This window comes from Aminobacter niigataensis, assembly GCF_014200015.1.
GTDB classification, from domain to species: Bacteria; Pseudomonadota; Alphaproteobacteria; order Rhizobiales; family Rhizobiaceae; genus Aminobacter; species Aminobacter niigataensis.
In genome coordinates this window covers 1173409-1194136 of the sequence record NZ_JACHOT010000001.1, presented here as the reverse complement: position 1 = coordinate 1194136, position 20728 = coordinate 1173409, and the positions used below count along the sequence as shown (strand labels likewise).

Annotated in this window: 20 protein-coding genes; 13 read left to right on the top strand and 7 right to left on the bottom strand. The window is 62.6% G+C overall.

The features are described from left to right. The first annotated feature begins 47 nt into the window (after positions 1-47). Positions 48-1406, top strand: a complete 1359-nt coding sequence (locus GGQ99_RS05960) for a DEAD/DEAH box helicase (protein ID WP_183261301.1) — start codon at positions 48-50, stop codon at positions 1404-1406. A gap of 105 nt (positions 1407-1511) precedes the next feature. Then, positions 1512-2729, top strand: coding sequence for an MFS transporter (locus GGQ99_RS05955; protein ID WP_183261300.1), 1218 nt, complete (start codon positions 1512-1514; stop codon positions 2727-2729). Here the strand turns inward: GGQ99_RS05955 and GGQ99_RS05950 are convergent. Beyond that, positions 2720-3541 (bottom strand): SDR family NAD(P)-dependent oxidoreductase, encoded by an 822-nt coding sequence (locus GGQ99_RS05950; protein ID WP_108608226.1) that lies wholly within the window; start codon positions 3539-3541, stop codon positions 2720-2722. The genes GGQ99_RS05955 and GGQ99_RS05950 overlap by 10 nt on opposite strands. Positions 3542-3756: 215 nt before the next feature. Here GGQ99_RS05950 and GGQ99_RS05945 point away from each other — a divergent pair, with 215 nt between their 5' ends. The 6 genes from GGQ99_RS05945 to GGQ99_RS05920 all read left to right on the top strand — a co-directional run bounded on the left by GGQ99_RS05945 (position 3757) and on the right by GGQ99_RS05920 (position 8266). Further along, a complete protein-coding gene (locus tag GGQ99_RS05945; RefSeq protein WP_108608225.1) occupies positions 3757-4785 on the top strand; it encodes a cysteine synthase A in 1029 nt (342 codons plus the stop codon). Beyond that, a complete protein-coding gene (locus GGQ99_RS05940) occupies positions 4785-5528 on the top strand; it encodes an alanyl-tRNA editing protein (protein ID WP_183262369.1) in 744 nt (247 codons plus the stop codon). Before GGQ99_RS05945 ends, GGQ99_RS05940 begins: the two co-directional genes overlap by 1 nt. 13 nt (positions 5529-5541) lie before the next feature. Beyond that, positions 5542-6393: a 3-mercaptopyruvate sulfurtransferase gene (gene sseA, locus GGQ99_RS05935; RefSeq protein ID WP_183261298.1), complete on the top strand. Its 852-nt coding sequence runs from the start codon at positions 5542-5544 to the stop codon at positions 6391-6393. A 2-nt stretch (positions 6394-6395) separates the two neighbouring features. After that, positions 6396-6959: a GNAT family N-acetyltransferase gene (locus GGQ99_RS05930; protein ID WP_108609910.1), complete on the top strand. Its 564-nt coding sequence runs from the start codon at positions 6396-6398 to the stop codon at positions 6957-6959. Between the two features lie 110 nt (positions 6960-7069). Next, complete coding sequence (locus GGQ99_RS05925) at positions 7070-7627, top strand: OmpA family protein (RefSeq protein ID WP_183261296.1); 558 nt, start codon at positions 7070-7072, stop codon at positions 7625-7627. A gap of 147 nt (positions 7628-7774) precedes the next feature. After that, on the top strand, positions 7775-8266 hold the full coding sequence (locus GGQ99_RS05920; RefSeq protein ID WP_183261294.1) for a DUF1203 domain-containing protein: 492 nt from the start codon (positions 7775-7777) through the stop codon (positions 8264-8266). 67 nt (positions 8267-8333) lie between these two features. Here GGQ99_RS05920 and GGQ99_RS05915 read toward each other — a convergent pair whose 3' ends face one another. After that, positions 8334-9605 (bottom strand): outer membrane protein, encoded by a 1272-nt coding sequence (locus GGQ99_RS05915; protein WP_183261292.1) that lies wholly within the window; start codon positions 9603-9605, stop codon positions 8334-8336. Between the two features lie 204 nt (positions 9606-9809). Beyond that, positions 9810-10925: an alanine dehydrogenase gene (gene ald, locus GGQ99_RS05910; protein ID WP_183261290.1), complete on the bottom strand. Its 1116-nt coding sequence runs from the start codon at positions 10923-10925 to the stop codon at positions 9810-9812. Positions 10926-11079: 154 nt separating this feature from the next. Here ald and GGQ99_RS05905 point away from each other — a divergent pair, with 154 nt between their 5' ends. Beyond that, positions 11080-11553 (top strand): Lrp/AsnC family transcriptional regulator, encoded by a 474-nt coding sequence (locus GGQ99_RS05905; RefSeq protein WP_108608218.1) that lies wholly within the window; start codon positions 11080-11082, stop codon positions 11551-11553. A 173-nt stretch (positions 11554-11726) separates the two neighbouring features. Further along, positions 11727-13703 (top strand): bifunctional 2',3'-cyclic-nucleotide 2'-phosphodiesterase/3'-nucleotidase, encoded by a 1977-nt coding sequence (locus GGQ99_RS05900; protein ID WP_183261288.1) that lies wholly within the window; start codon positions 11727-11729, stop codon positions 13701-13703. A gap of 57 nt (positions 13704-13760) precedes the next feature. Here the strand turns inward: GGQ99_RS05900 and GGQ99_RS05895 are convergent, their stop codons facing one another. Both GGQ99_RS05895 and GGQ99_RS05890 read right to left on the bottom strand, forming a co-directional pair. Further along, positions 13761-13907, bottom strand: a complete 147-nt coding sequence (locus GGQ99_RS05895; RefSeq protein ID WP_183261286.1) for a hypothetical protein — start codon at positions 13905-13907, stop codon at positions 13761-13763. A gap of 424 nt (positions 13908-14331) precedes the next feature. Further along, positions 14332-15588: an SAM-dependent methyltransferase gene (locus GGQ99_RS05890; protein ID WP_183261284.1), complete on the bottom strand. Its 1257-nt coding sequence runs from the start codon at positions 15586-15588 to the stop codon at positions 14332-14334. Between the two features lie 375 nt (positions 15589-15963). Here GGQ99_RS05890 and GGQ99_RS26285 point away from each other — a divergent pair, with 375 nt between their 5' ends. Both GGQ99_RS26285 and GGQ99_RS05885 read left to right on the top strand, forming a co-directional pair. Then, positions 15964-16092 carry a hypothetical protein gene (locus GGQ99_RS26285; protein ID WP_256371626.1) on the top strand — a complete coding sequence of 43 codons (129 nt, stop codon included), beginning with the start codon at positions 15964-15966 and terminating at the stop codon, positions 16090-16092. A 132-nt stretch (positions 16093-16224) separates the two neighbouring features. Beyond that, positions 16225-16515: a Dabb family protein gene (locus tag GGQ99_RS05885; protein ID WP_108608215.1), complete on the top strand. Its 291-nt coding sequence runs from the start codon at positions 16225-16227 to the stop codon at positions 16513-16515. 46 nt (positions 16516-16561) lie between these two features. On the opposite strand, the gene GGQ99_RS05880 is transcribed toward GGQ99_RS05885, so the two are convergent. Beyond that, positions 16562-17002 carry a Ros/MucR family transcriptional regulator gene (locus GGQ99_RS05880; RefSeq protein ID WP_108608214.1) on the bottom strand — a complete coding sequence of 147 codons (441 nt, stop codon included), beginning with the start codon at positions 17000-17002 and terminating at the stop codon, positions 16562-16564. Between the two features lie 156 nt (positions 17003-17158). Then, the gene (locus tag GGQ99_RS05875; RefSeq protein WP_183261282.1) at positions 17159-20122 is read right to left on the bottom strand and encodes an Rne/Rng family ribonuclease; all 2964 of its coding nucleotides are present in this window, start codon (positions 20120-20122) and stop codon (positions 17159-17161) included. Between the two features lie 32 nt (positions 20123-20154). On the opposite strand from GGQ99_RS05875, the gene GGQ99_RS05870 reads away from it, so the two are divergent. Next, positions 20155-20316, top strand: a complete 162-nt coding sequence (locus GGQ99_RS05870; protein ID WP_159091655.1) for a hypothetical protein — start codon at positions 20155-20157, stop codon at positions 20314-20316. The last annotated feature ends 412 nt before the right edge of the window (positions 20317-20728 follow it).

Sequence of the window (20728 nt, the reverse complement as noted above, 5' to 3'; positions counted from 1 at the left end):
CCATTGTTGTTTGTGACGGGAAAGCCGTCGCACGAAAGAAGAAGATATTGACGAATGAAATCAATGCGGAGCTGAACGGCTTCGCCAAACTCGGCATTACCGGCGCGCTGCTCAAGGCCACCCAGATGGCCGGATTCACTGAGCCCAAGCCGATCCAGATCGAGTCGATCCCGGCGCAACTGGCCGGCCGCGACATCCTCGGCATCGCCCAGACCGGTTCCGGCAAGACCGCAGCCTTCTCGCTGCCGATCCTGCATAAGATCATGGCGCTCGGCACCAAGCGCCGGCCCAAGACGGCGCGTGCGCTGATCCTGGCGCCGACGCGCGAGCTCGCCGTGCAGATCGAAGACACCATCAAGATCCTCGCCAAGGGTGCGCATGTTTCGACCGCGCTGGTCCTCGGCGGCGTGTCGCGTTTCTCGCAGGTCAAGAAGATCGCTCCGGGCGTCGACGTGCTGATTGCCACGCCCGGCCGCCTGACCGACCTCGTCCGTGAAGGCGACCTCGTGTTGGCCGACACCCAGTGGCTGGTCCTCGACGAGGCCGACCGCATGCTCGACATGGGCTTCATCAACGACGTCAAGCGCATCGCCAAGGCGACCGCGCGCAACCGTCAGACCGCCCTGTTTTCGGCAACCATGCCGGCTGAGATCGCTGAATTGGCGCAGGGCCTGCTCAAGGATCCGATTCGCGTCGAAGTTGCGCCGCAGAGCACGACCGCGGCCGAAATCCGCCAGAGCATCATCCTTGCGCGCACCAAGCAGAAGCGTCAGATCCTGGCCAAGATGCTGGCCGATGACGCCATGACCTCGGTCCTGGTCTTCGCCCGCACCAAGCATGGCGCCGACCGTGTCGTGAAGGATCTGGATCGCGACGGCTTTCCCGCCGCCGTCATCCACGGCAACAAGTCGCAGAATGCGCGACAGGCCGCGCTCAACGGCTTCCGCGCCGGCAAGGTCCGCATCCTCGTTGCCACCGATATCGCAGCACGCGGCATCGACGTACCCGGCATCAGCCACGTCGTGAACTTCGACCTGCCTGACGAAGCCGAAAGCTACGTCCACCGTATCGGCCGTACCGGCCGTAATGGCGCCAACGGCGTTGCGGTCACGTTGGTCGATCCCTCGGAAAACTCGAAGCTGAGGCAGGTCGAGCGCATCATCCGCATGAAGCTGACGATTGATGCCGACCATCTTGGCGAACCGGATCCGGCACGTCCGGCCGGCGAGCCGCGCAGCTTCGTGCCGGCCAACGACCGCGGTGATCGCGAGGAACGCCGGCCCAGCGGTCAGCGCCCGCGCGGAAACAATGGCGGCAAGCCGAAGGGCGATCGTCCGAATGGAAATGCACCCAAGGGTGGCAAGCGCCGCTTCGGCGCGCGCAAGCCGAACACGCGCGCAGCATAAGCTGTGCAGCAGATCGGGCCTGCCTGGTCCATTTGCTGATGTGGCATGAATAGGTTAGGGCGGTCGGGGCGGTGCTTCGGCCGCCCTTTCGTTTGAGGGGTCTGCATGGCCGGGATAGCGACGCTCGCAATCGCCTATGTGCTGTCGCAGTTCTACCGCTCGTTCATGGCCGTGCTGACGCCGGCGCTCACCGCCGATCTCGGCGCCACCAAGGCGCAATTGTCCTTCGCCTCGGGAGCCTTCTTCATCGCTTTCGCCCTGGCGCAATTTGCCATCGGCGTTTCGCTCGATCGCTTTGGTCCGCGGCGCACGGCCTCGACGCTGCTTTTGTTCGGTGGCGGGGGCGGCGCGCTGTTTTTTGCCTCGGCCACTGCGCCCTGGATGGTGATTGCCGCGATGGCGATGATCGGCATCGGCTGCGCCCCGGTGTTGATGTCGTCGCTGTTCATCTTCGCCCGCACATTTTCGATCGCGCGTTTTGCCGTGCTTGCCTCGTGGATGGTCGCATTCGGCACTGCCGGCAACGTCATCGGTGCCGCGCCGCTGGCCCAGGCCGCCGAGGCATTCGGCTGGCGGCCAGTCATGGCCGGGCTCGGGGTCATCACCATGTTGGCTGCCCTCGCGGTGCTGGCGCTGGTACGGGACCCGAAATCGCCTGATGGCGTGGACGGCGATGCCACTGGCTTTGGCGGCTATCTCGCACTGTTGCGCATGCGGGTCCTGTGGCCGATCATCCCGCTCACCGCGATCAATTATGCGCCGACAACCGGCATCAGGGGCCTGTGGTCAGGGCCCTATCTCGTCGATGTCTATGGCGCGGATGCTTTGATGATCGGGCAGGTGACGTTTTTCATGGCCTTGGCCATGGTCGCTGGCGCCTTCGTCTATGGTCCCCTCGACACGATGTTCCGTACCAGGAAGTGGGTTGCGGTGGTTGGAAATACCATTGGCCTCGCGGCGATCCTCTATCTCGCGCTCAATGTCGTATCCGATCTGACCACCGTTACGGTCGTCTTCGTCATCATCGGCCTGACCGGCGGCAGCTATGGCCTGCTGATGGCGCACGCGCGCGCCTTCCTGCCGCCGCATCTGATCGGACGCGGCGTGACACTGATGAACTTCTTCTCCATTGGCGGCGTGGGCGCAATGCAGTTTGCAACCGGTGCCGTGGTCACGGCAAGTGCCGTGCCGGGCGATCCGACGGCGTCATATCAGGCGCTGTTCTGGTTCTACGTTGTGATGCTCGGGGCTGCGATTGTCGTCTACCTCTGGGCGCGTGACGCCAAACCCGAAGCTGCCGCCGAAGCTGAGCTTCAGTCGTAGCTTGATCGTCTGAGATAGATGAGAGGCACTCTCTTCCATCGCGTGGAGGCACGCAGCGCCATCTCGCGAAAAGGCCGCGGCAGCAGGAAAAGCAGCTTCATGCCCCATGTCAGGCGCCGCGGGAACGTAACCTCGAAGCCGCTCTTGCGCATTGCCTTGCAGATCCGCTCGGCTGCAGCGTCGACTGCCATCATCGCCGGCATGGAGAACGCGCTTTTCTCCGTCAGCGGCGTGGCGACGAAACCCGGGTTCATCACCTGCGTGCGGATGTTCATCTTGTCGAAGTCGAACTTCAGCGCCTCGGCGATGATGTTCACCGCAGCCTTGGTGGCGCCATAGGCAGCCGTGGTTGGCCAGCCGAAATAGGCGCTGATCGATCCCATGATCACGACGTGCCCGCGACCGCGGTTGCGCATGCGCTCAACAACCGGCACCAGGCCGTTGAGGACGCCAAAGACGTTGACCGCAAAGCTCTGGCGGAAGGTCTCCAATCGAAGATTGTCGCCGGTCACCGGCATGTAGGCGCCGGCGTTGAAGATGGCCAGCACGATCGGTCCTGCCTGTGCCTCGATCGCTGCCACGGCGGCGGCCATGCCGGCCTCGTCGGTTACGTCGGACGGAAAGGACAGGACCCGGCCGGTCATGCCCTGGGTCTCTTCGATCAGCGTGTCGATCGGATCGTTGGGGCGTACGGTCACGGCGACCGTGTAGCCCTCCTTGGCCAGCAGGCGCGCGACCGAACGACCGATTCCGGTGCTGCCACCGGTGATCCATGCGACCCCATCGCGCGGGTCCGCCCGATATGTGCTCACCCCATCCCCCTAGAAACTGCCTGCTGATGCTCTAGCGAGGCGGCGCGTCGATGGGAAGTCCGTTTTGCCCTGAGCCGCCCTCCTATGCCAATTGCCGTCATATTGCAGGGTTGCGTCCCGTTTGACGCCAAGATGCAATGGGCCAGAGAATTTCATCCCTTGAAAGCGCGGCCTCACATTTCTAGGGTTCGTCGGCGAATTAGGAAGGAATCTTCATGCGCTCGGTGATCGATGCCATCGGCAACACGCCTTTGATCCGGCTCAAGCGGGCCTCGGAGGAAACGGGTTGCGAAATCCTCGGCAAGGCCGAGTTCATGAACCCCGGCCAGTCGGTCAAGGATCGCGCCGGTCTGTTCATCATCCGTGACGCCGAGCAGCGCGGCCTGCTCCGGCCCGGCGGGGTGATCGTCGAAGGTACTGCTGGCAATACCGGCATCGGTCTGACCGTCGTCGCCAAGGCACTCGGCTACCGCACGGTGATCGTCATTCCCGACACCCAGAGCCAGGAAAAAAAGGACGCCCTTCGCTTGCTCGGCGCCGAACTGATCGAGGTTCCTGCCGTTCCCTACAAGAACCCGAACAACTACGTGAAGGTTTCCGGCCGGCTTGCCGAACAATTGGCCAGGTCCGATCCCAATGGGGCGATCTGGGCCAACCAGTTCGACAATGTCGCCAACCGTGAAGGCCACATCCGCACGACGGCGGAAGAGATCTGGCAGCAGACCGGCGGCAAGGTTGACGGGTTCGTTTCGGCAGTCGGCACCGGCGGCACGTTGGCCGGCGTGGCTATCGGCCTCAAGGCCAAGCGCGATGCGGTTAAGATCGCGCTCGCCGATCCGCTGGGCGCATCCCTGTACAGCTACTACACGACAGGCGAACTGAAGGCCGAGGGCAGTTCGATCACCGAAGGCATCGGCCAGGGGCGCATCACCGCCAATCTCGACGGCTTCTCGCCGGACTTCTCCTTCCAGATCCCCGACGAAGAGGCGCTGCCCATCGTTTTCAACCTGATCCAGGAAGAGGGCATCTGCGTCGGCGGCTCCACAGGCATCAACATCGCCGGCGCGATGCGCCTGGCGCGGGAACTCGGACCCGGCCATACCATCGTGACCGTACTTGCGGATTTCGGCACGCGTTATCAATCCAAGCTGTTCAATCCGGATTTCCTGCGCAGCAAGAACCTGCCCGTGCCCGATTGGATGGAGAGCGAGCCCAACATCGCGGTTCCGTTCGAGGTGGCATGATGGCATTTTCGACCCAGGCGGTCTTTCGCGACGATGCATATCTGCGCGAGACCGAGGCGACCGTGGTCGGCGTCAACGACCGTGGCGGCATCATTCTCGACCGGACCATCTTTTATGCCACGTCGGGCGGCCAGCCCGGCGATACCGGTCTTTTGACGCGCGGCGACGGCAGCAACATCTCGGTTGCTGCCACGATTACCGGCGAGACCAAGGACGAGATCATCCATGTTCCGGGGCTGGAGCAGGCCGTGCCGGAAATCGGCGAACGCCTGAAGCTTTCGATCGACTGGCCGCGCCGGCACCTTTTGATGCGCATGCACGCCGCCTGCCATCTGCTGACCGTGGTGTGCCCATATCCGATAACCGGGGCGTCGGTCAGCGAGGAGGACTCGCGCGTCGACTTCGACATTCCCGACGCCGGCTTCACCAAGGAAGACGTTACATCCCAGATGATGGAACTCGTCCGCGCCAACCACCCGATCTACAACAGGTGGATCTCCGATGACGAACTCGCGGCAAATCCGACGCTGGTGAAGTCGAAGAACGTTCGGCCGCCTTCCGGCACCGGCAAGATCAGGCTGGTCTGCATCGGTGACAACGCCTCGATCGACAGCCAGCCCTGCGGCGGAACCCATGTTGCCGGCACGGCCGAAATCGGCGAGATCCATATCGGCAAGATCGAAAAGAAGGGGCGCGAGAACCGCCGCTTCCGCATCCGCTTCGGCGCGATGCCTTCCAACTGAACCGGAGACTGCCATGAGCGACAAAAGCGCTTTCGTCATCGATGCGGATTGGCTGGAAAAGCGGCTGGGCACGCCCGGACTGTCGATCGTCGACGCCTCCTGGTACATGCCGGCGCAGAAACGCGATGCGCGGGCCGAATACGATGCCGTCCACATCCCGGGGGCGGTGTTCTTCGACCAGGACCTGGTCGTCGATCCGGATTCGACCTTGCCGCATACGCTGCCATCGCCATCCCTTTTCGCCCGCTTTGCCGGTTCGATGGGCATTTCGGCTGACGACACCATCGTGGTCTACGACGGACCCGGTTTCATGGCCGCGCCGCGCGTCTGGTGGATGTTCCGCATCATGGGCGTGTTCCAGGTCTATATCCTGGACGGCGGTTTCGAGCGCTGGAAGGCTGCAGGCCGGCCGGTGACCGCCGAGCCGACCAAGACCGCTCCGGGCGTCTTCCACGTCGACTATGACGCGTCCAAGGTCGTTTCGCTCGCCGAGATGCGCAAGATCGTCGACACCGGCAGCGCCCAGGTCGCCGATGCGCGTTCCGCGGGACGTTTCGAGGGCACCGACCCGGAGCCGCGGGCTGGCCTGCGCTCGGGCCATATGCCGGGCGCTCGCAGCGTACCTTCGGGGACGCTGTCCGAGAACGGCGAACTGTTGCCGCTCGACCGCCTGCAGGCGACGCTCGAAGCGGCTGGCATCGACCTGTCCAAGCCGGTGGTCACGTCCTGCGGTTCTGGCGTCACGGCTGCCGTCATCGCGCTTGCGCTGCAATCGCTCGGCCATGGCGACGTCAGGCTTTACGACGGCTCGTGGACCGAGTGGGGCGGCATGTCCGACACGCCTGTGGTGACGGGAAAAGCATGAACATGGCCGCGGACCGCAGCGAGAATATCGAGGTCACGGTCACGTTTCTGGAGATGCACGTGCCGCCGGCCTACACGCCGCCGCTGCCGGTCAATCGCCAGATAGCGCTGCTCAGGACCCGAAACATACCGCTGCATTACTACCGCTATCTCGCCGATCGGGTCGGCCGCAAATGGCATTGGGTCAACATCCTCCGGCTCGATGACGAAGAACTTGCCGCCGGGCTGCATCGCGAGGACCGCGACATTCGCGTGCTCTATCTCGATGGCGCGCCGGCCGGCTTCCTCGATCTCAAGCCGCATCTGCCCGACGAGGTCGAACTCGCCTATTTCGGCATGATGGACCATGCCATGGGGCAGGGCATCGGACGCTGGTTCCTTGGTGCCGCGATCGCTGCCGCGTGGTCATATCGCCCGAACAAGGTGACGGTGCAGACCTGCACGCTCGACCATCCGGCAGCTCTTCCGCTCTACCAGAAGATGGGTTTTTCGCCGGTCGCGCAGAAGACCGAGACGGTGCGGACCATGACCTTTGCCGAACGTTCGGCGAGCGTCATGCGGCCGTGAACGCATACAACCCAGGCTGAACCGTCCGTTCATCGCTTCTTCAGGTTGCTTCTGGCATTTTCCAGCCCATCGGATCTGACCATCTGGTCGACGTGCAAGGAGAATTGAAGATGTTGAACCGCCGTACGCTTGCTGCCGCGCTGATCGCCGTGCTTGCCGCGCCTTCTCTCGCTGCCGCGCAGGCGACGACGCCTTCGGCGTCGCAGATCGAGCGCCAGCTTCAGGCAGCGCCGACCACGAAGCTCAGGCCCAACCAGCGCGTGACCGTGCGCGAATTCAAGCGCCGCCCCGATCTGCGCCGCATGGCCCCGTCGATCGACATCCAGTCGATCAACTTCGCCTTCGGCTCGGCCGAGGTCCCATACTCGCAATATGGCAAGGTGGAAAACATCGCCAATGCGCTCGAGCGCATTCTGCGCCGCGACCCCGGTGCCCGCGTGCTGATCGAGGGGCACACCGATGCCGTCGGTTCGTTTGCGTCGAACCAGGCGCTGTCCGAGCGTCGCGCCGCATCTCTGAAGCAGACGCTGGTGCGTGAGTTCGGCATTCCGCGCTATGCCCTGGAGACGGTGGGGTATGGCGAGGAGTTCCTGCTGGTGCCGACCCAGAACGAGAACTGGCGCAACCGCCGCGTCACGCTGCGCCGCTACGACGCCTTCATCCGCTAGCACTTGCTAGGACAGTTCGATGAGCCCGGTTCGCGAGAGCCGGGCTTTTTCGTTCTCGGACTGTTGGCGCGTTGGCAGCGTAAATCGGGTGGGCACGACGGTTTAGGCACCATAGGTTGCGGCCGATGTCCAATGAGGATTGCCGCCGTGACCATCCGTTTCCAGGCTCTTCCTACCGATGCGGTGCGCGCGCTTCAGCGTGGCGCGCCCGATGCATATGGCATGAAACCCGAACGCAAGATTTCGGACGGCGACGGCGTGCCGTGCCGCCATTGCCTCAGCAATGTGGGCGAGGGCGAGGCCTATCTCGTGCTTGCCTACCGGCCGTTCCCCGGGTTGCAGCCCTATGCCGAAACCGGCCCGATCTTCCTGCATGCCGAGGCGTGTACGCGGGCGGAAGAGACCGACGAACTGCCGGAGCTTTTCACCCGGACGCGGGACTACATCCTGCGCGGCTACAGCAGTGACGACCGCATCGTCTACGGCACCGGCGCGGTGACGCCGACGCCCGAGATCGTCGGCAAGGCCGCAGAATTGCTTGCGCGGCCGGACGTCGCCTATGTCCACATGCGCTCGGCACGCAACAATTGTTATCAATGCCGGATCGAGTTGGTAGGCACATTCGACGCAGATGCCTGACCGAGTGCCATGAAAAAAAGCCCGCCGCATTGCTGCGACGGGCTTCGGATCATGATGGCGAACGCGCTTAGTTGAACTTGTACTTGGCGCCGACGCGGACAGTGTGGAAAACTGGCACCGTCTCGTAGACGCCGCCGCTGCCGTAGTCCTGGCCCTCAAACTTGGAGTAGCGGTACTCCAGGTTCACGGCGACGTTGCTGGACACTGCGGTTTCGAGACCGCCACCGACTGAGAAGCCGTCGACGCTCCAATCGAAGCTGTCGGTGAGGCCACCGCCGGACATCTCTTCCTTCACATGCTGCCGGCTGTAGCCGCCGAGCACATAAGCGAGGGTCGATTCGTTGAGTTTCGTACCGACGCGTGCGAGCACGTCGAACCCATAGTCCGCCTTGCCCTTGTAGCTTCCGGATGGATCCTCTTGCAGGACCGTGGTCATGCCGGAGTAGCGGCCACCGATCTGGATACCTGCGACCCAGGTGTCGTTGAACTCGTGGTCGTAGCCGACGCTGAGTTCGCCGAAGATGCCGTCGCCGCCGAAGCCGTTGAACTCGCCGCCGCCGATGTGGATCTCGTCAGCAATGGCGCCTGCGCCCAGGGCACCACCGACATAGAATCCGGTCCAACTATAGGCCGGTGCGGAGAACGAGGCGCTGCCACCATTGTGGGCGCCGAGGCGGTAGTTGGCGCCGATGCTGAAAGTGTGAGTGGATGTCTCGGCATCAAGGCCTCCGACCCCAATGAACGGTTCGGTGCCGTAGTTGGCGTAGCGGTACTCGCTCTTCAGGGTCCAGTTGGCGGCAATCGCCGTCTCCACACCCAAACCGAGGACATATCCGTCACGGTCGCTGTCAAGGTCGAAGCCTGCCGGGGCGCCGGGGAGATCCGCGTCGATATGCTGCCAGCTATAGCCGCCAAGCACATAGCCCAGCGTGGTGGGCGTCAGCAGGTAACCTGCTCGCGCGCCGATGTCGAAGCCATAGTTGTTGGTGATCTTGGCTTCGTCCCCGCCTTGCTCCATCGAAAGACCGATGTTGCCGAATCGTGCGTCCGCGAAGGCGCCGATCAGGACGCGCTCTGAGAGCATGTAGTCGTAGCCGACGGTCACTTCGCCAAAGACGCCACCGCCTCCAACATCAGGCAAGCTGAACGGAGCTCCAGAAATTTCCAGGCCATGCTTGACCGCCCCGACACCGCCGCCGAAGCCGACATAGATGCCGCTCCAGTTGAAGGCCGCCGGCGATTCTGCCGACACTGCATCCGCAGCATGCGATGCCGAGTTGATTGCAGCAGCCGAAGCGGCCCCCAGCAGGAGTGCTGCGAAAGTCTTTCCAAAGTGCATTACATTACCCCACTACCAATAATCGGCTATATGGCACGTTGGGGCTGTCTATGCTGCAACTAATTTGTCACACTGAGAGATTAGCGAGTGGTGCACCCGAGAATTCGCATTGAATAGGCAAAGTCGAGCGAAGATAGGCGAACTCGAAAGCAAGTTGAGCCCGCCGCACCAATAGAGCGGGCCCGACGGACTACTCCAGGCGAATCACGCGGCCAGTGCCGACTTTGCTTCAGTCACCTCGTAGCCGAGCGCTTCGGCGACCGCGCGGTTGGTGATCCGGCCGCGGTGGATGTTCAACCCGTTGCGCAGATGCGGCTCGTCGGCAATGGCCTTGAGCCCGCGGTCGGCGAGCGCCAGGCCATAGTGCAGCGTGGCGTTGTTGAGCGCGTGGGCCGAAGTCACGGGCACCGCCCCCGGCATGTTGGCGACGCAGTAATGGATGATGCCGTCGACCTCGTAGGTCGGGTCGGCATGGGTGGTCGCATGCGAGGTCTCGAAGCAGCCACCCTGGTCGATGGCGACATCGACGAGGACAGCACCCTTCTTCATGCCCGACAGCATCTCGCGGCTGACCAGCTTTGGCGCGGCGGCACCGGGAATGAGCACCGCACCAATGATGAGATCGGCCGAGAAGCACTCTTCCTCGAGCGCTTCGACCGTCGAATAGCGCGTGTGGACACGTCCGCCGAAAATGTCGTCGAGCTGGCGCAGGCGCGGGATCGATCGGTCGATGATGCTGACGTCGGCGCCGAGACCGGCGGCCATGCGCGCGGCATGAAGGCCGACCACGCCCCCGCCGATGACCGCGACCTTGCCCGGAAGCACACCGGGCACGCCTCCGAGCAGCACGCCGCGACCGCCATAGGCTTTTTGCAGCGCTGTCGCTCCCGCCTGGATCGCCAGTCGCCCGGCGACTTCCGACATCGGCGCCAGCAGCGGCAGGCCGCCGCGCTCGTCGGTGACCGTTTCATAGGCAACCGCAGTCACGCCGGAGGCCATCAGGCCTTTGGTCTGATCCGGATCCGGCGCGAGGTGGAGATAGGTGTAGAGGATCTGGCTGTCGCGCAGTTGCACCCATTCATGCGGCTGCGGCTCCTTGACCTTGACGATCATGTCGGAGCGCGTGAACACTTCCTCGGCGGTCTTGGCGATCTGGGCGCCTGCGGCGCGGTAGGCATTGTCGTCGGCGCCGATGCCTGCACCGGCGCCGGTCTCGACCAGCACTTCTTGGCCGTGAGCGACATACTCACGTACCGAGCCGGGAGTGAGCCCGACGCGGTACTCGTGGTTTTTGATTTCCTTCGGACAACCTACGCGCATTTTATGCTCCTCCGCAGCCGTTTCGGCCATTGTTCTTTATTGACGAAGTCAATCACGAATCGTTCCGAATATGTTTGCGAAATGAGTTGCGCGTAAAGGTTGAGATCGATAATCCTTGCATAAATAGGCATCATTCTCGAAGGAAATTCGAAAAATGCCGTTGGACAGGATCGATATCGCCATTCTGGATGCCTTGCAGAAGGATGGGCGCCTGCCCAATGCTGCGCTTGCCGAGAAGGTCGGCCTCTCGCAATCCGCCTGTTCCCGTCGCCTCGATAACCTCGAAAAGTCGGGCGTCATCGCTGGTTATCACGCGCGGCTTTCCAACACGGCCCTCGGTCACCAGATGACGGTGATCGTGCATATCTCGCTGTCCGGGCAGTTCGAAAAGACGCTGTCCGACTTCGAGGTGGCGGTGAAGCGCTGCCCCAATATCCTGTCCTGCCATCTGATGTCGGGCGAATACGACTACATCCTGCGCATCGCTGCCCGCGACCTGCCGGACTATGAACGTATTCACAAGGAATGGCTCTCGGCGATGCCGCACGTCACCAAGATCAACTCGTCCTTCGCCCTGCGCGAGATCGTCGACCGCACCGTCATGGGCATCCGGCCGGACCTGGCCTGACGGGTTGGAGCGGCAGTCGGCCGAAGCGCTGGCATCCGCTGGCTCAATCCATTTCCCGAAGCTTGTCGCGGGGCTGTCACGCGACTCGGCTGGACTCGGGCGAATTTTGGCGCAAGATTTGATCTTTCGGACGCCGGCTAAATACTGTCAGTTCATTTCCCTGGAGAATGAAAATGTCCAACATGCTTCACCCCATATCTCGCCGTTCCTTTCTCGCGGGTTCCGCCGCGGCGAGCGCGCTTGTGATGTTGCACCCGTTCTCGGCGCGCGCCCAGGCCAGCCAGGCGCATTTGCGCATCATGGAAACCACCGATCTGCACGTCCACGTGTTTCCCTACGACTACTACGCCGACAAGCCGAACGACACGATGGGCGTCGCCCGCACCGCATCGATCATCGATGCCATCCGCGCCGAAGCCAGCAACTCGATCCTGGTCGACAATGGCGATTTCCTGCAGGGCAATCCGATGGGCGACTACATGGCCTATCAGCGCGGCATGAAGGATGGCGACGTTCATCCCATCATCAAGGCGATGAATACGCTGGGCTATGATTGCTCGACACTCGGCAATCACGAGTTCAACTACGGCCTCGACTACATGTTCAAGGTGCTGGCCGGAGCGAACTTCCCCGTCGTCTGCGCCAACCTGACCAAGGGCCAACTCGCCGCCGATGCCGCCAAGGACGAGCTGTTCCTCAAGCCTTACGTGATCCTGGACAAGAAGGTGAAGGACGGCGCCGGCGCCGAGTACCCGATACGCATCGGCCTGATCGGCTTCGTGCCGCCGCAGGTGATGACCTGGGATTCCCGGCATCTCAACGGCAAGGCGATGACCCGCGACATCGTCAAGGCGGCCGAGGCCTGGGTGCCGCAGATGAAAGAGGAAGGGGCCGAGATCATCGTGGCGCTTTCGCATTCCGGCATGGGCACGCCGCAAGCCGCGGAAAACCTCGAAAATGCCTCGATCCTGCTCGCCGGCGTCGATGGTATCGATGCCATCGTCACCGGCCATAGCCACCTCGATTTCCCCGGGCCGAAGTTCGACGGCGTCGAGGGGCTCGACAATGCCAAGGGTACGATCAACGGCAAGCCCGGCGTCATGGGCGGCTTCTGGGGCTCGCATCTCGGCCTGATCGACCTGCTGATCGAGCGCGATGGCAACGCCTGGAAGGTCGTGAGCTCGACCAGCGAGGCGCGCCCGATCGCCAAGCGCGTCGACAAGAAGATGGTGCCGACCGTCGAGAGCAAGGCCGAGGTGGAGGCCGCGGCCAAGCAAGAGCACGAAGCGACGCTCGCCTATGTGCGCACACCGGTAGGCAAGACATCGGCGCCGCTCTATTCGTATTTTGCCCTCGTTGCCGACGATCCTTCGGTGCAGATCGTGAGCCAGGCGCAAGTCTGGTACATCAAGGACATGCTGAAGGAGACCGAGCACAAGGACCTGCCGGTGCTGTCGGCGGCGGCACCCTTCAAATCGGGCGGGCGAGGCGGGCCGGATTATTACACCGACGTGCCGGTGGGCGACGTGGCGATCAAGAACGTCGCCGACCTCTATCTCTACCCCAACACCGTGCAGGCGGTGTCGATCAACGGCGCCCAGGTCAAGGAATGGCTGGAGATGTCGGCCGGTATCTTCAATCAGGTCACGCCAGGCAAGGCCGACCAGGTACTGATCAATCTCGACTTCCCGTCCTACAATTTCGACGTCATCGACGGTGTGACTTACAAGATCGACCTGGCGCAGCCGCCCAAATACGACCCCAAGGGGGCTGTCCTGAATGCCGCTTCGAACCGCATCGTCGACCTGATGTTTGACGGCAAGCCGATTGATCCGGCTGCAAAATTTGTCGTCGCCTCGAACAATTACCGGGCCGGCGGCGGCGGCAATTTCCCTGGGATCAATGCGTCGAAGCTGGTGTTCGAGGCGCCCGACACCAATCGCGACGTGATCGTGCGCTACATTGTCGAGCAGGGCACGATCAACCCCTCGGCCGATTCCAACTGGTCGTTCGCGCCTGTCGAGGGGGCATCGGTAATCTTCGAGACCGGACCCAAGGCCAAGGATCACCTCGCAGAGGTCAAGGCGGTCAAGATCGAGCCGGCAGGCGAGGGCGCGGACGGCTTTGCCAAGTACCGCATCACGCTTTGAGATTTGGCGGATCGGGAGGGCGGCTGGAGCGATCCAGCTGCCCTTGTTTTTGTGAATTCAGAGCGCCCGCCGTTGGAGGGCCGGAGCGATCATGTCGAGCGCGTCGGTCGAGATGCCGCCGGAATAGCCCGCGGGTAGTGCGTCGATCAACTCGGGGTCGTTCATGCCTTCCGAGAAGCCGGACGGATGCGCTCGGCGGTGCACGTGCCGTGCTCCAGCCCGGCACTGTCGAACTCTTGTGACAAACCGCGATGGGGCAGCACTACAGGCTTTCCGGCTGCTCGGCCCGAGAGCAGCGACGTGTTGTTGAGGTAGATGGCTCCAGTGGCCGTTACGGCCAGGAGCAAAAAAATATTTCGCTTGCGCATGCCAGGAAGTCCCTCCGTTGCCCCGACCGAGGCAATGATACTGAGGAGCGAACAGGCATTTTCACGGCGGAAATGCGCGAATTGAAGACTATTTCAAGAATTAATCAGAGGTCTCGGATATACCGAGAGCGAAGACAAGCAGCAGGAAAAGTATCGCGGATTCTTGCGCCGGATAAGCAAAGCAACCCCTGACGAATCGAGGCCCAGGGAAGGGCGAACAGCACAGGTCGCCGCTTTGCTTGTCCGAGGCGGTAGCGCGCCTACGCCTTGTAGACCACCTGCCTGACGTCGATGTACTCGGCACGGAATCCGGCCTCGCAATAATGGAGATAAAACTCCCAAAGCTTCTTGAACCGCTCGTCGAAGCCGAGAGGCACGATGCGCTCCCAGGACGACCAGAAGCGGCCCCGCCATTCGGCAAGTGTCCTGGCATAATCCTGCGGAAAGACGCGCTCGCGCAGATAGTCGAGCCCGTGCTCGGCCCCCAGCGACTTCAACAGCGTAGGTGTCGGCAGCATGCCACCGGGAAAGACGTAGCGCTGGATGAAATCGGGCCGCTTGCGGTAAAGCGGATAAGCCGCCTCGTTGATGGTGATGATCTGCAGCCCAGCGGTGCCGCCCGATGGCAGGCACTGCTTCATCTTGGCGAAGAAGGCAGGCCAGTATTTTTCGCCGACCGCCTCGAACATCTCGATCGAGGCGATACGGTCGTAGGCGCCGGTTTCGTCGCGATAGTCCTGCAGCTTGAAGTCGACTTTTTCGGCCAATCCGGCATCGTGGATGCGCTTGCTGGCGAAGTCGAATTGCTCGCTGCTGATCGTCAGGCCTGTCACCTTGCAGCCGATTTCGCGCGCTGCAAACTCGGCGAAGCCGCCCCAGCCGCTGCCGATCTCGAGCACGTGGTCGTTGGGGCCGATGCCCGTGTCGCGTGCCAGTGCCCGATATTTTTCGGTCTGCGCGCCGGCCAGATCGTTGGCACCTGTGGCATAGAGGCCCGAGGAATAGGTCATCGTCGGGTCGAGCCACTGGCTGTAGAAGGCATTGCCGAGGTCGTAGTGGGCGGAAATGTTGCGTTTCGAGCCGGTGCGGGTGTTCTCGTTGAGCCAGTGCCGAATCCGCTGGATGGTCGTGAGCAGCCAGTTGGTGCCGCCGGCTACACCTTCTCCCGCCTCTGTGTTGACCACGAACAATTCCAGGAAGCTGGTAACGTCCGGGCTCTCCCAATCACCGTCCATGTAGGATTCGGCCACGCCGATCGTGCCGCCGCTGAAGGCCCGTGCCGGCAGGTTCCAGTTATGCAGCACGATCTCGGCTTCCGGTCCGGGTGCCTTGCCGCCAATCAGGATGGCACGGCCGTCAGGCATCCTAACCGTGAGCGTGCCGCGTGGCAGATGCAGTGCGGCCGACAGTGCCATGCGTACCCGCGCCGGCAGGCCACGCGCTACATCCCTGATATTGCCTTCGTGGAGCCGCGTTACTCCACGCTCGATTGATTCGTCCGGTATCCTCTGGGCCATCTCGACGTCCCAAGCTCTGCTGCCCGTGCCGGCGCCTTCGGGCTCGTGTCCAGGCGTGTCCGTTGGACGCGCTGTCTGACGGATGACGCGTTGCCGGTCGCGCCGCCCGCTTGGCATTGCGGTAGACTTGACCTGCTTCCGCCAAGACTTTCGCGCGCCACGGTAAATTCCCGCCGTGATCTTCACCGCCAAAAGCGCGAACTTCAAGTGACATCTGGCAAGCGCTTATGTGCCAGGGGAGGAAGACGTCCGACGAGGACTGCAGGCCTAGGTGCTGCCGGAAACTTGCGTATTAGCGCAGCCTAACGCTTCACGACCGATTGAGGGCGAACTATCATCATTCCGGAGGCTGCTGAGCCTCGGGGAGGGCACACGATGCGCTATGTGATCGTGATAATGTGCGGCGCCTTGTTCCTGGTCTGGGACGTTTTCTACAACCACGGCAACGCGATCGGCACGACTGTGACGGAGGTACATCGCGTGGTGCGGATGGTCACCGGCTGAGCATCGCTGCGCGAATCGCCATGAGGCGCCTGTCAGTCTGCGTTGTTTTGCGGCCCGCAACACTTTGCCGGATTGACGCCGGTCGAAAGCCGACCCAAAAGGCGCCAGCAAAGCAGCAGAAGGAATTGTCGCTTGATCCGGCACATCGTGTTCTTCAGTGCGCGGCAGAAACAGGACGTCGAGACGATCCGCGAGGAGCTGTCGGCGCTCGGCGGAATTCCGCATTCCACCGTTTTCGAAGTGACGGTCAATACGAAGGTCGATCCGCTTTGTGACGAGATCGACATCGTCGTTTATGCAGAGTTCGCCGATCAGGCGGCACTTGCAGCCTACAAGGCGCATCCGCTCTACGACAGGACCACGCAGCGTGTGCGCCCGATGCGCGAGCTGCGCTATTCGGCGGACGTGGTCGCCGCGTCGTGATCAAAGCGCTCCGGTGCTGCCCGGAGCGCTTTTCAGACTTCGGAAATCAAGCCTTTTTGGCGCGGCCGCGTGCCTTGGCCGGAACTGCGGCTGCCTTGCGTCCAAGACCAAGGGACTTTGCCAGTGCCGAACGCGCGGCAGCATAGTTCGGCGCCACCATCGGATAGTCGGCAGGCAAGCCCCACTTGGCGCGATATTCCTCCGGCGTCAGTCCGAAGTGGACTGCAAGATGGCGCTTCAACGACTTGAACTTCTTCCCGTCCTCCAGGCAGACGATGTAGTCGGGGAGGACCGAACGCTTGGGGTTCACGGCAGGCTGTTGCACCTCGACCGGCGCTTCGACAGGCTGGTTGAGCGCCAGGATCGATGCGTTGACGCTGGCGATCAGTTCCGGCAATCCGGTGGCGGGAACCTTGTTGTTCTCTACATAAGCGCTGACGATATGCGCAGTCAGTCCTAGGATGTCGATCTTGCTGTCACTCGTCATCGGCCGTCTCTCCGGGCAGTATTAAAGCAAAGTATGAGTCTATTCGAACGCTGGGTTGTATATCGGTGCAAACAGTGTCGGACGGCAAGCAAAATAATCTAAATAAATAGTGACCCCGACCAACGATGTGCTGGTCGGGGTTTTTATATTAGCCGATCAAAAGAAACCTTTGCGCTGCCACCAGCCACCTTTTTTCGGCTTGGCTTCGCTCGAAGCGTCGTCCTCGGCATCGACTGCCGAAGTGACTACCGGTGTGGCCGGCGCCTTCGTCGGACGTGCTGCAACTGCCTTGGCAGCAACCTCCTGCTCGGCCGGAGCGGCAACCGCCTCTTGCTCGGCTTCAGCGGCAATCACCTCTTGCTCGGCTGGCGCAGCGGCAGCCTTGCGGCGCGGCGTACGGGGCTTCGCTGGTTTCTTCGCCGGCTTGGCTTCAGGCTCGGGAGCTGCCGCATCTACGGCAATTTCAGCCGCGACAGCTTCTGCAACGGGCTCAGTTGCCGGCGCCTCGATTGCCTCGGCCTCCGCCTCCGCCTTCTTGGCCTTGGCCGAACGGCGCGGTGCCTTTTTCGGCTTGGCTTCGGCGGCGGCTTCCGGTTCTTCAGCCGCAGCTACGACTGCTGCGGCTTCGGCGACCGGCGCTTCGCTTACGCTGGGCTCGACGACCGCATCTTCGGATGCTGGCTGTTCGTCGCCTTCTGCCGAGAGCTCGTCGTCCTCCTTGCGGTTGCGCTTGCCGCCGCGCTTGCCGCGCCGGCGCTTCTTGGCCGCGGCCTCATCGGTCGCGGCAGCGTCCGCGCTTGTTGCTTCAGAAGCGACTTCGACTTCCGCACCGCTCTCGATCTCGGCATCGGAACCGGCCTCCTCATCCTCGGAGGCATCGGCTTCCGAGGCGACGGCGGTTGCGTCGTGCGGTGCGCCATGCTCGCGGTCGCGGCCGCCGCGACGACGCCGGCGCTTGCGCCGCTTGCGGTCGTGCTGATCGCCTTCGCCTGCTGGCTGGGCTGCGCGGGCCGGCTGCACTTCGGCGGCGGCGACGGCTGTTGCCTCTTCTTCCTCTTCGGCGACGATCTCGTCTTCGACCTCTTCCGGCTCTTCATAGGCCGGCGCGATCACTGGCAAGCTGAAGCTCGCCGGCTTCTCGGCGATGGCGCCGCGGAAGATGGCATGGTTCTGCGAGCCGACGCTGTCGTCGGCCTCGAGCGTGATCGTCACGCCGAAGCGGGCTTCGAGGTCCACCAGCGTGGAGCGCTTGTGGTTGAGCACGTAGAGTGCGGTCGCCGCAGGCGTCTTGACGGTGATGTGGCTGCGCGAATCCTTGAGCAGGAATTCTTCGATGGCGCGCACGACCTGGAGTGCCACCGAGGAGTCCGAACGCACATGGCCGGTGCCGCCGCAATGCGGGCAGGGCTTCATCGTCGATTCCAGCACGCTGGCGCGGATGCGCTGGCGCGACATCTCCATCAGGCCGAAATGCGAGATCCGGCCGACCTGGATGCGGGCGCGGTCGTTCTTCAGGCAATCCTTGAGCTTCTTCTCGACCGCACGGTTGTTGCGGTTCTCCTCCATGTCGATGAAGTCGATGACGATCAGGCCGGCAAGGTCTCGCAGCCTGAGCTGGCGCGCGACTTCCTCGGCGGCTTCAAGGTTGGTGTGAAGTGCCGTCTCCTCGATCGAGTGTTCCTTGGTGGAGCGCCCGGAGTTGACGTCGATGGCAACCAGCGCCTCGGTCTGGTTGATGATGATGTAGCCACCCGACTTCAGCGTCACCTGTGGCTGGACCATCCGTTCGAGCTGCGATTCGATGCCGCTGCGCACGAAGATCGGCGTGATGTCGCGGTAAGGCTGGACGACCTTGGCATGGCTGGGCATCAGCATGCGCATGAAGTCCTTGGCCTCGCGGTAGCCGTCTTCGCCGGCGACGAGAACCTCGTCGATGTCCTTGTTGTAGAGGTCGCGCACCGATCGCTTGATCAGGCTGCCTTCCTCATAGACCAGTGCGGGTGCCGTCGACTGCAGCGTCAGGCTGCGGACGTTCTCCCACAGGCGCATCAGATATTCGTAGTCGCGCTTGATCTCGGCCTTGGTGCGGCTTTCACCTGCGGTGCGCAGGATGACGCCCATGCCCTTCGGCACTTCCAGATCGGCAACCACTTCCTTGAGGCGCTTGCGGTCCTGGGCGTTGGTGATCTTGCGCGAAATGCCACCGCCGCGCGCCGTATTGGGCATCAGCACCGAATAGCGGCCCGCCAGCGACAGATAGGTCGTGAGCGCAGCACCCTTGTTGCCGCGCTCTTCCTTGACCACCTGGACCAGAAGAATCTGGCGGCGCTTGATGACTTCCTGGATCTTGTAGTGGCGGCGAACCGGCTTGCGGCGATTGCGCACCTCTTCGAGGGCGTCTTCCGCGCCGACCGACTCGACTTCATGGTCGTCGTGATGGGACGAATGAACTTCCTCGATCACGCCGCCGTTTTCGTTTTCGGTGACGGTCGGTTCAGGCACCCGTTCGGATACCACATCGGCGTCGAACGACGCGGCGATCGATGTCGGCTCACGCTCGTCCGAATCGTCGGCTGCCGTTTCCGATTCGTCGCTGTGCGTCTCCGCAGATTCGCTTGTGGCAATCGAATCGCCGTCGTCGTCGGATGCGGCAGCGATAGGCTCGCCGTCGTCCTCCGAATGGGAGCCCTCGTCGTCGCCGGCTCCTTCGGGCTTCTGCTCGTCGCCATTGCGGCCACGGTTCTTGCCACCGCGGCGGCGGCGGCGTCCGCGGTTGCGGTCCTGGCCCTTGCTCTCGTCGCCTTCGTTCTCTTCGTCTTCCTCGTCCTCGGCTTCTTCCGCCTCGGCGCGCAGCAGCGCCTGCCGATCGGCAACCGGAATCTGGTAATAGTCGGGATGGATTTCGCTGAAGGCGAGGAAACCGTGACGGTTCCCGCCATATTCGACAAAGGCAGCCTGAAGGGACGGTTCAACCCGCGTTACGCGGGCGAGGTAGATATTTCCTTTGAGCTGCTTTTTGTCCTGTGATTCGAAATCAAATTCTTCAATGCGGTTACCGCGAACTACGACAACCCGTGTTTCCTCCGGGTGGGAGGCGTCTATCAGCATCTTGTTGGGCATTATTTGTCCTCCCGGCAGCCGTCAGCCGCGGCTTGCGGGAACTCGTCCGCCGCCGTGAGTTTGCTGATGAAGGGGTGCCGGATAATTTTGCGCCCGCCGGTCGCAGCCAAAACGCCATGACGGTGCCGCCCGCAGCCGTGATGGCGCGGTTATTTGCGGACCTGTCCATGATTGCGTCTGTGGCCAATGCGTGACCTTGCGGAACCTTGTTTCAAACCTAAGCCCGGGGAATCCGGACCAGCTACTTTGCTCTTACAGAGCCGGCGCGGGATGAATGTCCGGCCGTTTTTCTCACGCAGTCGCTACCCCGCCACGGGCCGCGCCTGCGAATCTCGTCGCGATCACTGAAATCGTTTCTCTTTTGCGAGTTGAGCCATCGCTCGTCGCGTGGTTCCCTAGCGGAAGGCGCTGAGGGCGCGGGCCCAGGATTGCAGTGATCCAATGTCGCTTTTATGATTTGGCGAGGTTGAGCGCAACCCTGATTTCCGACGCCGGCAAAGGCGGGTGCGACAGCCAGCAGGGGAGCATTTCCGCAAAGACTCGGTTAACCTTCTCTGGTTACCAGTCGTTAATCGAAGGGGCGGCCTATTTTGCCCCGCGACTGGC

What these genes read in the sequence shown, in the direction of transcription:
- GGQ99_RS05955 (WP_183261300.1), top strand. Translation starts at nt 1,512, where the DNA reads ATGGCCGGGATAGCGACGCTCGCAATCGCCTATGTGCTGTCGCAGTTC.
- GGQ99_RS05945 (WP_108608225.1), top strand. Translation starts at nt 3,757, where the DNA reads ATGCGCTCGGTGATCGATGCCATCGGCAACACGCCTTTGATCCGGCTC.
- GGQ99_RS05940 (WP_183262369.1), top strand. Translation starts at nt 4,785, where the DNA reads ATGGCATTTTCGACCCAGGCGGTCTTTCGCGACGATGCATATCTGCGC.
- sseA (WP_183261298.1), top strand. Translation starts at nt 5,542, where the DNA reads ATGAGCGACAAAAGCGCTTTCGTCATCGATGCGGATTGGCTGGAAAAG.
- GGQ99_RS05930 (WP_108609910.1), top strand. Translation starts at nt 6,396, where the DNA reads ATGGCCGCGGACCGCAGCGAGAATATCGAGGTCACGGTCACGTTTCTG.
- GGQ99_RS05925 (WP_183261296.1), top strand. Translation starts at nt 7,070, where the DNA reads ATGTTGAACCGCCGTACGCTTGCTGCCGCGCTGATCGCCGTGCTTGCC.
- GGQ99_RS05915 (WP_183261292.1), bottom strand. Translation starts at nt 9,605, where the DNA reads ATGCACTTTGGAAAGACTTTCGCAGCACTCCTGCTGGGGGCCGCTTCG.
- ald (WP_183261290.1), bottom strand. Translation starts at nt 10,925, where the DNA reads ATGCGCGTAGGTTGTCCGAAGGAAATCAAAAACCACGAGTACCGCGTC.
- GGQ99_RS05905 (WP_108608218.1), top strand. Translation starts at nt 11,080, where the DNA reads ATGCCGTTGGACAGGATCGATATCGCCATTCTGGATGCCTTGCAGAAG.
- GGQ99_RS05900 (WP_183261288.1), top strand. Translation starts at nt 11,727, where the DNA reads ATGTCCAACATGCTTCACCCCATATCTCGCCGTTCCTTTCTCGCGGGT.
- GGQ99_RS05890 (WP_183261284.1), bottom strand. Translation starts at nt 15,588, where the DNA reads ATGGCCCAGAGGATACCGGACGAATCAATCGAGCGTGGAGTAACGCGG.
- GGQ99_RS26285 (WP_256371626.1), top strand. Translation starts at nt 15,964, where the DNA reads ATGCGCTATGTGATCGTGATAATGTGCGGCGCCTTGTTCCTGGTCTGG.
- GGQ99_RS05880 (WP_108608214.1), bottom strand. Translation starts at nt 17,002, where the DNA reads ATGACGAGTGACAGCAAGATCGACATCCTAGGACTGACTGCGCATATC.
- GGQ99_RS05875 (WP_183261282.1), bottom strand. Translation starts at nt 20,122, where the DNA reads ATGCCCAACAAGATGCTGATAGACGCCTCCCACCCGGAGGAAACACGG.